This window comes from Gammaproteobacteria bacterium (ex Lamellibrachia satsuma) (assembly GCA_019623805.1).
Classification (GTDB): Bacteria; Pseudomonadota; Gammaproteobacteria; order Chromatiales; family Chromatiaceae; genus QGON01.
In genome coordinates, this window is record CP053680.1 from 301,383 (window position 1) to 314,073 (window position 12,691).

The window sequence follows — 12,691 nt, forward strand, 5'->3', positions numbered from 1 at the left end:
ACAAAATCCTTGACCACGTCACTTCCGCCCTTAGGCTCGTAAACACTACATCCATGTAGCACTACTCAAACATAGCGAAAAATCTTAACCATAATAGCCTATTGAGAACAAGGTGGCTTGAGATCTATTCCTGAGGTCGAGATGACAGTATTAACCCGGCATGTTAATAGATCATGATATACTGCCGTCATGAACAAAGAAGATGCCAGAAGCCTTCCTGCACTAGCCCAGGAAGAAAAACGCAAACAAGCAGTACGGATGCGCAAGCAAGGCCAGACCTACAAAGCGATAGGGGAATCAGTAAGGGTCCATGAGCGCACTGTGATCCGCTGGATCCGCACTTATGAAACCCAAGGTGATAAGGCTCTGAAGGCAAAGAAGCAGGGCCGGCCGATGGGAGCGGGAAGATGCCTAACGCCAGAGCAAGAAAAACAGATCCAAAAGCTCATCTCTGACAAGACACCTGATCAACTCAAGATGGCTTATGCACTGTGGACCAGAGAAGCCGTGAAGGAACTGATAGCTCAGGAATTCAAGATCAAACTGGCAATTAGGACGGTAGGAAAATATCTGTCTTTGTGGGGCTTCACCCCACAGAAGCCCTTGAAGCGGGCCTATGAGCAAAACCCCAAGAAAGTTGCCCACTGGCTGGACGAGACCTATCCTGAGATCAAAGCACAGGCTAAGGCAGAGAAGGCGGAAATCTATTGGGGAGACGAAACTGGGATGCGCAATGATAGCCAGCACGAACGGGGTTATGCACCCAAGGGAAAAACGCCCATTATCCATCTCAATGCCAAGCGAGCATCAACCAATATGCTTTCTGCCATTACCAACCAGGGTAAGGTGCGTTTCAAGATATTTGAAGGCAACATGAATGCGGATATCCTGATCGATTTCATGAAGCGACTGATCAAAGCAGCCAAGAGAAAAGTCTTCCTTATACTAGACAATCTACGTGTCCATCATGCCAAGGTTGTCAAGTGACGTGGTCAAGGATTTTGTTACACCCAGTTAAGCCGCTTTTTTCTGCGCCATCATTTGCTGCTCAAAATCATTCGGACTCATATAATCCAGGTATGAATGCAGCCGCGTACTATTATAAATGACGTGGTCAAGGATTTTGTTACACCCAGTTAAGCCGCTTTTTTCTGCGCCATCATTTGCTGCTCAAAATCATTCGGACTCATATAATCCAGGTATGAATGCAGCCGCGTACTATTATAAAACATGGAAATATATTCCAATATGTCCTGCTGGGCTTCGTAACGTGTCTGGTAGCTTCTCCAATGCACCCGTTCCTGCTTGAGGCTGCCAAAGAAGCTTTCCACTACAGCATTATCCCAGCAGTCACCCTTCCTGCTCATACTGCCATTGATATCATGGGCTTTGAGTAACCGCCGAAAAGCCTTGCTGGCATATTGAGAACCACGATCTGAGTGGTGAATCAATCCGCCCTTCGGTCGACGTCGCCAGATCGCCATTTGCAATGCATCACAGACCAGCTTTGCCTTCATCCGGGAACTCATGCTCCAGCCGACCACTTTACGTGAATACAGGTCTATCACTACCGCCAGGTATAACCAGCCTTCCTGGGTCCATACATAAGTCACGTCCGCCGCATAGACATGATCGGGCTGGGCCACAGCAAACTCTCGCTTGAGCAGGTTGTTAAAAACCGACTGCTGGTGGTTACTGTTTGTCGTAACCTTATATTTCCTGCGCTGACGCGCCTGTACATTGGCTTCACGCATTAACTTCCTTGCCTTATTCCGACTCACCGGATAGCCCAGGACATTCAAGGCTTTTTTCATTCTGCGACTGCCATAAGTGTAGTCTGAACTCTTGGCGATATCCTCAACCCACTCCAGCATCTCCTGATGTATTCGGTCTGGCCTGTTACCCAAGCCCCTTTGATACTGGTAGTAACCATTACGACTCACACCCAAAACCTGACATTGCAAGCTGATTGGATAGGCATTCTTATGCTGGGTGATGAACGAATATTTCACTTCGTTTCTGCTGCAAAGAATACCGTTGCTTTTTTTAAGATTTCTTTCTCCATCTCAAGGCGTTTAACCTGAGCCTTGAGCTTCCTGATTTCTTCCTGTTCAGAACTCAACTTGCCATTGCCTCGAAATGCCTGCCCATCTTCTGCCTGATGTTCTTTCACCCAGCGCCCCAGCATTTGGGCATTGATGCCCAGACTGTTTGCTGCTTCCCTTCGAGTATATTCCTGCTCAAGAACCAGACTGACCGCGTCTAGCTTGAATTCCTTCGAATATTTCTTTCGTTCTTTCATTTTTCTACCTCAGTTAAGTCAATGATGCTTAACTGGGGTGTACCTGTCCATTGGACCACGTCACAGGAATGGCTGCAGGACAAAGGAAAACAGATTGAAGTTTTTTATCTACCTGCATATTCGCCTGAGATGAATCCAGATGAATATCTGAACTGTGATCTTAAGCATGGGGTGCACAGTGGGCTGCCAACCCGATCAAAGGAACAGTTAAAGAGCAAGGTCAGGAGTCATATGCAAATGCTGCAAAAGAAACCGGCTAGGGTTAGGAAGTATTTTGAGCATCCGCGTATTCAATACGCCGCTTAATATGGCTTATTATGATGCCGGGTTAATAACTCAATTAATCAGGGGTTCTTTAACGAGACAGCAACTCACCAGGCAGTGAGTTCGTCAGCCAGCAGCAGTACCTGCATCTTACGCATTTTTGGGCTGGATTACCGTCGACAGGCATGCATCTGAGCGGACTCGTCAGAATACATCAAGGGGATTTATTTCAAAGAGATCAGGAATCGGTATTTTCCAGCGGACATCCAAATGCATCGGTCTTGACGCCACGAGGGGTATTGGGGCACTTGTCACGATAATCAGGGGTGCCGTCGAGGTCGCTGTGTTTCGGACAACCATTGGGAGCGATTCCCATGCTGAGCGTTTGGGGTGTGTCTTCCGGACAGTAGTCCCGACTGTTGACGACGCCGTCACCGTCGTTGTCAGGTTCACAACCATGGGCATCCACCGGATAGGCCCGTGCGCCAGGTTTCAAACGTTCCTGATTGACGGCTGTGGCGTATTTGAAATCTGCCGGTAATTTTTTCAACTGGGCAGTATTCGGGCAACGATCCAAGGCGTCAACCACTCCGTCATGGTCGCTATCGGGTTCAACGGCACTAGCACTTCCCGCAACGAATGCGGCAAGCAGCAGCAATGTGCCAAAGGGTTTCTTGCTCATGTCAGGTCTCTTTTGAAGAACAGGACGGTCACGATGCGGAGTGCTAAAAACCCAATCCGCATCGCAAACTTATCGATAGACTGGAGTGTTTGCCGGTTATCGACTTAAGATCGTATCCACATCTTCCTGGCTCAAGTATTGGGCCTCGTAATTGCCCACACCAATGACCGCCTCGATCTGGCCCACATAGGCGCGCAAATGGTTTTCTGAACCGTCAACCAGTAAACGATAGGCATTGATCAAACCACTCTCATCAGTGTAGTTGAGACCACAGGGGTCGTTATAACCTGCGTCTACCATCACTTTCGGGCAATCCGCGATATCGTGCATATCCAGTTCTTCGATATAGGCGCCAACATAGAGGGCGTCCAGCTCACTGCCGGAAGCTGCAGCGGTGAGCGCCGCAAACTTCTCGTCAAAGTACAAGCCCCACTCCTCACCGGTGAACACACCTAGGCTCTGCGGCAGGTTGTTGGTATCGGGATTGGGATCTTCCAGGCCATACTGGGCAAGCTTGTCACGCATGGTGTCGGTGTGAGTCTGCTCGGAGGTGGTGGCGATCCTGTTGAACACGTCCTGGTCGGGATACCACTCCCCGAGTCTCAGGTAGACATCACGTGCAAACTTCTCCTCTTCCCGCATGAAGGTGAGATGAGAGGCTTCATTGGCGTCCAGCCCGGTGGAACCGCCACTTCTGTTGTTACCATCGCTTCTTCCATTGCCGCCACCTGCTGCAAGAACATTGGTGGAGAACAGGACGACTACTATGGTGGCAACGATAGCGGTTTTAATATGGCTTTTCATAGAGTTTTTTTCCTCGAGGGTCTTTATGGACCAGACTGTTTGGTTGTGATTCCAGCTGCGCGCCAGAGATGTCATATAGACTAGGAAACAAAACCAACCCCAGGTGTTTCAAGGTGTTGCATTGGAAAAAAAATAGTTTCAGGAGGTTACAGAGCGGCGAAAAATCTGTTTCAAATGTTTCAAAACGCCGAATAGTGAAACACTGCAGTGTGGATGGGTACAACGAGGATCTATTGCAGCCAGGATGAGAGAGCCATGCCTTGGACGGCAATTTGTCTTCTGTTGCAGATCCTTCCTGAACACAGGAACCGCTGGCATTCATGATGCCACACCCTGCATTATTCGAGCATGAAAAAAATAACACTTGACTAGACCGACCGGTCTATTATACTTCGCACCATGAATGTTGAGCATGATACAAGAACCCGTATCCTCTCCACCGCCCGCGAACTTTTTCATGGCCGGAGTTATGCCGATGTGGGCATCAAGGAGATATGCAATCTTGCGAAGGTACAAAAGGGAAGCTTCTACCATTTTTTCCCTTCCAAGCAGGATCTGGCCATGGCGGTCATTGATGACATGGCCGATGAATGGGCACATGGTTTTGTGGCAGAGGCCTTCGACCAAAATCTTCCTCCGCTTGAACGCCTCGACTATATGATCGACGCCGCTTACTACTGGCAGAAGGCGGCCAAGGATATCGAGGGTCGCATGCCAGGCTGCCTGTTCGGCAACCTGGCCCTCGAAATCAGCACCCGCGACGATGTGTTGCGGGCCAAACTCAATGCTGTTTTTGATAAAGCCAGTAGACGTTTCCACGAAGCCCTCGATCAGGCAGTTGAGCTGGGTGAAATCCCCCCCCTCGACAGTGAGGCCACCGCAGCAGCCATGCTCGCTTTCCTTGAAGGGATCATTCTGCTGGCAAAAACCCGAAATGAACCTGAAGTGGTTCTTAGACTTGGACCTGCCATCAAGACGCTGCGTATTGAGATGGTTCCCCAAAGTTAACGCGCTATTTTTTTGCCTTCCATATTGACCGACCGGTCATCTAAGAAGTCATTACATCCGCAACTAAGGAGAAAATCATGACAGAAACAACACACACATTGGATGCAAGAGGCCTGAACTGCCCACTCCCTATTCTCAGGACCAAGAAGGCGATTGCTGCATTGGCCTCTGGAGAGATCCTGGAAGTCACCGCAACAGATCCCGGATCAGTGAAAGATCTGGACTCATTCTGCAGCCAGACCGGCCATGAAATGGTCTCCAGTGAAGAGGCTGCCGATGGGTTTGTCTTCCTCATCCGCAAAGCATGATTCAGCAAGGAGAAAAAACGATGGACAGTATTGCACCGGTTATCGATATGCCGACGAAAGATCTCAATGCCTGGTTCAACCAGCGCTTCGACGAGAAGATGGCTGAACGCGAAGCAGCCCACATCCCATCCATGACCATAATCGCCACCAAGGGAACCCTGGACATGGCCTACCCGCCCTTCATTCTTGCATCAACGGCGGCTGCACTGGGATGGGATGTTTCAATATTCTTTACCTTTTACGGATTGAGCCTGTTGAAAAAGCAGCTGGATCTCAAGGTAAGCCCGCTGGGCAACCCCGCCATGCCCATGAAGTTTCCGGAGGGACCTTCCTGGATCAGAGGCAAGGCGCTGCCCGTTCCCACTTCCGTCATGACGTTGGTTCCGGGTTTTGAAAATATGGCAACTTCTATGATGCAGAAGACAATGGACAAGAAAGGCATCGCACCCGTTGAAGAGCTGAGAGAATTATGCGCCGAAGCCGAAGTTAAACTTGTCGCCTGTCAAATGACCGTTGATCTTTTTGACCACGACCAGGACGATTTCATCCCGGAAATCCACGAATGGGTTGGAGCCGCCAGTTTCCTGCCCCGGGCGTTGAAGGCCGATGTGAACCTGTTTGTCTGACATGCGGGGGGCATTGCCCCCTTTTGTCACCTAAGTATCCGCCCTTTTCCCATTGAATATTTTAATGGTCAAAAATCTTGGGCACATTGAAAACTCGCTGCATGCTGCTCGTATTGGGTTAAACTTTCCAGACAACTTACCATTTGATACGTCGAGTTTGGAGAGTGCCGATGATGATTTTCAGAACCGTACTTATGGGGATTGCCTTGTGCGCCGCTACGGTCGTCCAAGGCAATGATGTTGAAACCCTGAAGCAGCGGTGTGAGGCCGCTCGCGAGGCAAAACTTGCTCCAGAAAGAACAAAACTGATCGAAGAGTGTGCGGCCAAGCCACGCAATACCCGTGACTATTGTGAACGTTTTTACAAAGATCACGGCAGTGGCGGCAAGACACAGGCTGGTGGCTATCGCCAACGGCAATTTCATGACCTTCCTGAATGCCGACAATACTACGAGGCTGAAAAATCGGCCAAAACACGCTTACGCTGAACATCTTTTCTCCAGACGCCACACACCGGCTCCTTACCGTTCTCAGGTTGACTAACCGGGTCTCACACTCTAGATTGGCCATATAACTCGATTCCCGAAGGAACCAATGCTTCGTCGTCTATTAATCGCATGGCTTATCGTCTCTATCCTCGGTTACGGGATGGCGTTGGCTGCTGATGCGCACAATGAACAGTCGACGGGCCACACTCACGAGATTGGCGATAACACAACGCATACTGCCGATGCGGACGATGCGAGCGACAGCGACCACTGCTGTCACGGGGGCATCCATCTAATTGGACTAACCCAGGCCGAAACGATCAAACTGTCAGCCGTTCAGGGTATTTTGCGGACCCCTTATCCTGTTTCAAGAGTCTCATCTCCCCCTGCGTTTCTTTTCCGCCCTCCAATCTCTGCCTGATTTTCGTCTCACCTCATACCTGCAATAAACCTGCCTGCTGTTTGCCGGATCAGTGTTTATAACAGGTTCTCTTTGTTGACAAATTTATGAGACTCAGGTTATGTCATTCTCCATCTACAGGTATGCAGGCCTGTTCGCCTGTTTATTTATCTTCACTGCCTGGACACCAGCTGTGTATTCCAAGGGGCAACCACCCCAAGAGGTGGAACTCCAACAACTGGCTGCCATCGTCAACCAGGCACTGGACTCAAACCCGGAGATACAGGCAGCTAAAGCCGCCGTGGGCACCGCACAGGCAAGGCTGACAGGTGCCGGTCTGCCATTGAATAACCCGGAACTTGAAGTGGAGGCTGAACGCACCGACATCAGCACCTACACCCTCGGCATCAGTCAGACCATCGACTGGTACAATAAACAGGATGCCATGGAGCAGGCTGTGCGGGCGGAACTGAATGTTGCCCGAGCACAGGTTACGGCTCTGAACCTGGTGAAGTCAGCGGAGCTTCTCAAGGCGATAGGTGGGATTGCCACCCATCACGAGATCACCACACTCTCCAGGCGCCGCGCCGGGATACTGGAACGCTTCTCTCGACTCGCCGAACAACGTCATGCAGCCGGAGACATACCCCAGGTGGAGTTGGAACTGGCACGCCTTTCACTTACAGAGGCCGTCATGCTACATGCCGGAGCCGGCAGCGAATTCATCCAGGTAAAAAGCGACTATTTCAGCCTCAGCGGCCTGACACTGGACAATAACATCCAGATACCTGACCAGCTGCCTGCCGGCCTCTCCAGCACGTTGAATGAAGAAACACTCGTGCGAAATCATCCCCAGGTGCAAGTTGCGCAGCTGATGACGCAAGCTTCCCGGCAGCATATTCATGCCGTGGATCAGGAACGTAAAGCCGACCCCACACTCGGCTTGAGAGCGGGACGCGAAGAGAGTGAAAACCTGCTTGCCCTCACCTTCTCCATCCCCCTGCAGGTCAGAAACGATTTCCAAAGCAGTGTGAATGCCGCTCAGGCAGAGGCGTTGTCAGCGGAACAGGAGGCACAGCAGACCTACCGGAATCTGATAACACGACTCAGGAGCGCACGGGAGCGCTATCTGCTGGTTGCCGATGCCTGGTCCCTGTGGGTTTCACATGGGCGCACCAGTCTGCACCAGCGTATCGATTTGCTGGAAGCCCTGTGGCAGGCCGGCGAGATGAGCACCACTGACTACCTGTTACAGGTGCAGCAGACACTGGATACACAGATCGCCGGGGTCAGACTCCAAGGCGATCTGTGGAGCACCTGGGTCGATTGGTTGAGTGCCTCGGGCACCCTGGACACATGGTTGAGCAAAACATCGGAGGAGGAGTAAAACATGTCTATTCAACAATGGATTCAATGCCTGCTTGTCCTGGCCTCTCTTTATGCCAATCCCCTCTATTCCGCGGATGAACATGACCATGACCCTGCTGAAAATTCGACAGAAGCCGGACACAACGATGGAGATGACCATGATGAGCGCGGTCATGAAGAGGAAAACCGCATCCATCTAAGTGAAAAGCAGCGCCGCAGCGCTGGTATCCGCGTGGAGAAATTAACCCTTCGCCCCATTCCCACTGAGATCGAAGCCCCGGGGGAGATCCTGCTCAATGCCTACGCATCCAGTCAGGTCACACCACGTATCGAGGCCCAGGTTATAAAACGCCATATTCGCCTCGGGAGTCCCGTTTCTGTGGGGGGACCTCTGGTTACGCTCTCCAGCGTCTCTATGGCAGAGGGCCAAGGCGCCCTGCTGGTCGCCGCCCAGGAGTGGAGAAGAGTGAAGAAATTGGGCAAGAAGGTGGTTTCAGAGAGACGTTATCTGGAGGCTCAGGTGGCTTTTCAACAGGCCCGTTCCAAGCTGTTGGCTTATGGCCTGACAACCGGCCAGACTGATCGGCTGGTCAAAGGAAACGCGATCCGTCAGGCAGACGGCCGCTTTACCCTGCTCTCACCCCAGGCCGGTACAGTAATCCAGGACGATTTCATCATCGGACAGATGATTGAACCCGGTGAACTGCTGTTCAAAATCACCGACGAATCCAGACTCTGGGTTCAGGCCCGGATCAATCCGGAGTCAGTACCTCACATCAACATGGGTGCATCAGCCCGTGTGCTGGCAGGAACGGAATGGATAGATGGCAAAGTCATCCAGGTACATCACGCACTGGATGAGACCACCCGCACTCTGGCGGTTCGCCTGGAGATCCCCAATCCGGCAGACCGGCTCCATCCCGGTCAGTTCGTGACGGCCAGGATCAAGACCGGCGAGTCAGGGCAGAACGCCCTCACCCTGCCACTGGATGCCGTAATGCGTAGTCCCGATGGGGATTGGCAGGTCTTTGTAGAAGAGGAACCCGGCGAGTTCGAACCCAAAGAGATTGAGCTGCTCCGGCAACTGCCCGGTCTGGCTGTGATTAGTGGACTGAAACCTGGAACCCTCGTGGTCACACAGGGTGCCTTCTTTGTGCAATCGGAACTGGCCAAGTCCGGTTTCGAAGTCCACAACCATTGAGGGCAACACCATGTTGAACAAACTGATCGACTGGTCGGTGGCCAACCGCCTGCTGGTGGTACTCGCCCTATTGGCCGCATTGGGTGCTGCTGCCGCACTGATTCCAAAACTCAATCTCGACGCCTTCCCGGATGTCACCAATGTCCAGGTGCAGATCAACACAGAGGCTCAGGGCCTGGCCGCCGAGGAGGTGGAGCAGCTCATTACCTATCCCATCGAAGCAGTGATGTACGCCCTGCCCGATGTGGAGGAGGTCCGTTCTATCTCAAAGACCGGACTCTCCGTCATCACCGTGGTCTTCAAAGAGGGCACCGATATCTACTTCGCCCGCCAGCTCGTCTTTGAGCGCCTGCAGGATGCCAGAGAGCAGATTCCCTTAGGGGTCGGCACACCGGAGATGGGACCCAACACCTCCGGCCTGGGACAGATCTATCAATATATACTGCGCTCCGACGATCCGCAGAGAGATGGCGCCATCGCCCTGCGCAGCCTCAACGACTGGGTGGTAAAGCTGCTGCTGTTACCCGTAGACGGCATTACCGATGTGCTCTCTTACGGTGGTGAAGTGCGGCAGTACCAGGTACAGGTCGACCCCGGAAAACAGCTCGCCTACGGAATCAGCATCGACGAGATTGCCGAAGCCATCGAGGCCAATAACCGCAACGCCGGTGGCTGGTATATGGACCGTGGCGCAGAACAGTTGGTGATCCGCGGTGTGGGTTGGCTGCGCGCAGGCAAGGAGGGTCTTCAAGACATCAGAAACATCCCGCTCAAGCAGAAAGACGGTGTAGTGGTGCGGGTGGGAGACATCACACAGGTGGAATTCGGTGGCGAGATTCGCCAGGGCGCGGTGACCATGACACGCCGCAACACCGAAGGGGAACCAGACCCTCTGGGCGAGGTGGTGGTCGGCATCGTGCTCAAACGTTTGGGGGCAAATACCAAGGCGACCATCGATGCAGTCAAAGAGCGACTGACTGCAATCCAGCAGGCGCTGCCGGAAGGCGTCACCATCGAACCCTTCTATGACCAGGCCGATCTGGTGGAGCAGGCGGTGGAGACGGTCAGTCGGGCGCTTTCGGAGGCCTTCGTACTGATCGTGGTTGTGCTGCTGCTGTTTCTGCTCAATATCCGTGCCACCCTGCTGGTGCTGATCTCAGTGCCACTATCGGTCGGGCTGGCCCTGACCGCCATGAGCTACTGGGGACTCTCAGCCAATCTGATGTCATTAGGGGGTCTGGCCATCGCCATCGGTATGATGGTGGACGGTTCGGTGGTGATGATGGAGAACATCTTTAAACACCTCTCCCGCCCGGGCGAGGAACATCTGGATAGGGTCGGGAAAACTGTTGCCCCCGGCGATAGCGATCCCTATAACGCTTCCCATGATCACCACGGCATCCCCCTGCGCATTCAGGAAGCCGCCCGCGAGGTGGGCAGGCCAGTGTTCTATGCGGTGATCATCATCGTCGTGGTCTTTGCCCCACTATTCGCGCTGGAAGGTGTTGAGGGCAAACTGTTCCAACCCATGGCCGTTTCCATCGTGCTGGCAATGTTGACCTCACTCGTTGTGGCGTTGGTGGTCATACCTGCACTCGCCACTTTTGCCTTCCGCCGGGCCGTCAAACATCGCAACAGCCCGGTCTTCCTGCCACTGGAGTGGCTCTACCGGCACTCACTTCGCTTCGCCCTGAAAGTGAAATGGCTGGTGGTGTTGACGGTCTTGGGCATTTTCTCCGGCACCATGACACTGCTACCCCATCTGGGCACAGAATTCGTGCCGGAACTGGAAGAAGGCACCATCAACATCCGTGTCACCCTGGCACCCTCAGCCAGCCTGGATACCGCACTGGGTGTGGCGGCAAAGCTTGAAGAGCGCCTCATGACCTTCCCCGAGGTGACCTATGCCTCCAGCCGCATCGGCCGGCCTGAGCTCGGTGGTGACCCGGAACCTGTCTCCAACATAGAGATCTACGTGGGATTGAAACCAGTGGAAGAGTGGAGCAGCGCGCAAAACCGCCTCGAGCTGCAGAAACGATTTGAAGAGGCCCTGTCAGTGCATCCCGGCCTGCTCCTCACCTTCTCGCAACCCATCGTCACGCGAGTGGACGAGTTACTCTCCGGCGTCAAGGCAGAACTGGCGATCAAACTGTTTGGGCCGGACCTGAAGGTACTGGCTGCAAAAGGCAAAACCATCGAGACATTGACTCGACAGATCGATGGCACCCGCGGCGTGGAGATGGAACAGATCGCCGGTGAGGCCCAGCTGACGATACGTCCCAGGCGGGATCTGCTGGCCCGCTACGGCATCCCGGTTTCCCAGGTGATGGATCTGGTGGCCGACGGCATCGGGGGCACCGAGGCGGGTCAGGTCATTCAGGGCAACGAGCGATACGATATCACTGTGCGCCTCGCAAAAGCGTTCCGCAAGGATACAGAGGCACTGAAAAAGTTGGTACTGCAGGCCCCCGGCGGCGCCTGGGTGCGGTTGGGGGAAGTGGCCGATGTGGTGATCGAGTCCGGCCCCCCGCAAATCCGCCGTGATGATGTGCAGCGCCGGGTAGTGATCCAGTCCAACGTGGAGGCTCGTGACATGGGCAGTCTGGTGGCCGAACTACGCCGGCGTATCGCTGATGAGATCGATCTGCCGGCGGGCTACTCAGTGGTTTTCGGGGGGCAGTTCGAGAACCAGCAGCGGGCGCAGCAGAGGCTGATGATTGTGGTACCCCTCTCTCTCAGCCTGATCTTTCTGCTGCTCTACTTCGCCTTTCACTCCGTGGGACAGGCGTTACTGATCATGCTCAACGTACCGTTGGCCCTGATCGGCGGCATCGCCGCCCTCTACTGGACCGGCCAGTATCTCTCGGTACCCGGCTCCATCGGATTTATCGCACTGTTTGGTGTAGCGGTACTCAACGGCGTGGTAATGGTCAACGCCATCAACCGGAATATCGAGGCCGGTGGCCCCGTTTCCGAGGCAGTCTTCCAAGGCGCCCTCTCCCGCCTGCGTCCGGTACTGATGACCGCTGCCATTGCCGCATTGGGCTTGATACCGATGCTGCTCTCCTCGGGTGTCGGCTCCGAAGTACAGCGCCCCCTGGCCACCGTGGTGGTCGGAGGACTGGCATCGAGCACCCTGCTGACCCTGTTTGTCCTGCCCAGCCTCTATCGGGTATTTTCAAGAGGGATTCAGTCCGATGCTTGCCGTTAATCTAAACAACAAAGATACAGATCATCCTC

At 53.5% G+C, this 12,691-nt stretch carries 12 protein-coding genes and 1 pseudogene; 9 read left to right on the forward strand and 4 right to left on the reverse strand.

Annotated features, from left to right (window positions below):
* The first annotated feature begins 189 nt into the window (after positions 1-189).
* Positions 190-987 (forward strand): IS630 family transposase, encoded by a 798-nt coding sequence (locus HPY30_01320; protein ID QYZ64746.1) that lies wholly within the window; start codon positions 190-192, stop codon positions 985-987.
* 149 nt (positions 988-1,136) lie between these two features.
* Here HPY30_01320 and HPY30_01325 read toward each other — a convergent pair.
* Positions 1,137-2,302, reverse strand: a protein-coding gene (locus HPY30_01325; GenBank protein QYZ64747.1) for an IS3 family transposase whose coding sequence is annotated in 2 segments (ribosomal slippage) — positions 1,137-2,041 and positions 2,041-2,302 — 1,167 coding nt in all. Because the reading frame shifts where the segments join, the coding sequence is not laid out codon by codon here.
* Between the two features lie 63 nt (positions 2,303-2,365).
* On the opposite strand from HPY30_01325, the pseudogene HPY30_01330 reads away from it, so the two are divergent.
* Positions 2,366-2,608: pseudogene (locus HPY30_01330) on the forward strand (IS630 family transposase).
* Between the two features lie 196 nt (positions 2,609-2,804).
* On the opposite strand, the gene HPY30_01335 reads toward HPY30_01330, so the two are convergent.
* Together HPY30_01335 and HPY30_01340 are read right to left on the reverse strand one after the other, a co-directional pair.
* Entirely contained in the window at positions 2,805-3,248 is a 444-nt protein-coding gene (locus tag HPY30_01335) for a hypothetical protein (GenBank protein QYZ64748.1), read from the reverse strand.
* 96 nt (positions 3,249-3,344) lie between these two features.
* A complete protein-coding gene (locus HPY30_01340; GenBank protein ID QYZ64749.1) occupies positions 3,345-4,052 on the reverse strand; it encodes a DUF2202 domain-containing protein in 708 nt (235 codons plus the stop codon).
* Between the two features lie 399 nt (positions 4,053-4,451).
* Here HPY30_01340 and HPY30_01345 point away from each other — a divergent pair, with 399 nt between their 5' ends.
* The 4 genes from HPY30_01345 to HPY30_01360 all read left to right on the forward strand — a co-directional run bounded on the left by HPY30_01345 (position 4,452) and on the right by HPY30_01360 (position 6,482).
* The gene (locus HPY30_01345; GenBank protein ID QYZ64750.1) at positions 4,452-5,060 is read left to right on the forward strand and encodes a TetR/AcrR family transcriptional regulator; all 609 of its coding nucleotides are present in this window, start codon (positions 4,452-4,454) and stop codon (positions 5,058-5,060) included.
* A 77-nt stretch (positions 5,061-5,137) separates the two neighbouring features.
* A complete protein-coding gene (locus HPY30_01350) occupies positions 5,138-5,368 on the forward strand; it encodes a sulfurtransferase TusA family protein (protein QYZ64751.1) in 231 nt (76 codons plus the stop codon).
* 98 nt (positions 5,369-5,466) lie between these two features.
* A complete protein-coding gene (locus HPY30_01355; GenBank protein QYZ67861.1) occupies positions 5,467-5,994 on the forward strand; it encodes an NADH-quinone oxidoreductase subunit F in 528 nt (175 codons plus the stop codon).
* A gap of 170 nt (positions 5,995-6,164) precedes the next feature.
* On the forward strand, positions 6,165-6,482 hold the full coding sequence (locus HPY30_01360) for a hypothetical protein (GenBank protein QYZ64752.1): 318 nt from the start codon (positions 6,165-6,167) through the stop codon (positions 6,480-6,482).
* Positions 6,483-6,603: 121 nt separating this feature from the next.
* On the opposite strand, the gene HPY30_01365 is transcribed toward HPY30_01360, so the two are convergent.
* The gene (locus tag HPY30_01365; protein ID QYZ64753.1) at positions 6,604-6,774 is read right to left on the reverse strand and encodes a hypothetical protein; all 171 of its coding nucleotides are present in this window, start codon (positions 6,772-6,774) and stop codon (positions 6,604-6,606) included.
* 229 nt (positions 6,775-7,003) lie between these two features.
* Between HPY30_01365 and HPY30_01370 the strand changes: the two genes are divergently transcribed.
* The 3 genes from HPY30_01370 to HPY30_01380 all read left to right on the forward strand — a co-directional run bounded on the left by HPY30_01370 (position 7,004) and on the right by HPY30_01380 (position 12,662).
* Positions 7,004-8,269 carry a TolC family protein gene (locus HPY30_01370; protein QYZ64754.1) on the forward strand — a complete coding sequence of 422 codons (1,266 nt, stop codon included), beginning with the start codon at positions 7,004-7,006 and terminating at the stop codon, positions 8,267-8,269.
* 213 nt (positions 8,270-8,482) lie between these two features.
* On the forward strand, positions 8,483-9,451 hold the full coding sequence (locus HPY30_01375) for an efflux RND transporter periplasmic adaptor subunit (GenBank protein ID QYZ67862.1): 969 nt from the start codon (positions 8,483-8,485) through the stop codon (positions 9,449-9,451).
* Positions 9,452-9,461: 10 nt separating this feature from the next.
* Positions 9,462-12,662: an efflux RND transporter permease subunit gene (locus tag HPY30_01380; GenBank protein QYZ64755.1), complete on the forward strand. Its 3,201-nt coding sequence runs from the start codon at positions 9,462-9,464 to the stop codon at positions 12,660-12,662.
* Positions 12,663-12,691: the final 29 nt, after the last annotated feature.

Excerpts from the sequence above, each read along its gene's own strand:
- HPY30_01365 (QYZ64753.1), bottom strand. The coding sequence starts at position 6,774 with ATGGATGCCCCCGTGACAGCAGTGGTCGCTGTCGCTCGCATCGTCCGC.
- HPY30_01335 (QYZ64748.1), bottom strand. The coding sequence starts at position 3,248 with ATGAGCAAGAAACCCTTTGGCACATTGCTGCTGCTTGCCGCATTCGTT.
- HPY30_01380 (QYZ64755.1), top strand. The coding sequence starts at position 9,462 with ATGTTGAACAAACTGATCGACTGGTCGGTGGCCAACCGCCTGCTGGTG.
- HPY30_01340 (QYZ64749.1), bottom strand. The coding sequence starts at position 4,052 with ATGAAAAGCCATATTAAAACCGCTATCGTTGCCACCATAGTAGTCGTC.
- HPY30_01320 (QYZ64746.1), top strand. The coding sequence starts at position 190 with ATGAACAAAGAAGATGCCAGAAGCCTTCCTGCACTAGCCCAGGAAGAA.
- HPY30_01355 (QYZ67861.1), top strand. The coding sequence starts at position 5,467 with ATGGCTGAACGCGAAGCAGCCCACATCCCATCCATGACCATAATCGCC.
- HPY30_01350 (QYZ64751.1), top strand. The coding sequence starts at position 5,138 with ATGACAGAAACAACACACACATTGGATGCAAGAGGCCTGAACTGCCCA.
- HPY30_01360 (QYZ64752.1), top strand. The coding sequence starts at position 6,165 with ATGATGATTTTCAGAACCGTACTTATGGGGATTGCCTTGTGCGCCGCT.
- HPY30_01345 (QYZ64750.1), top strand. The coding sequence starts at position 4,452 with ATGAATGTTGAGCATGATACAAGAACCCGTATCCTCTCCACCGCCCGC.
- HPY30_01370 (QYZ64754.1), top strand. The coding sequence starts at position 7,004 with ATGTCATTCTCCATCTACAGGTATGCAGGCCTGTTCGCCTGTTTATTT.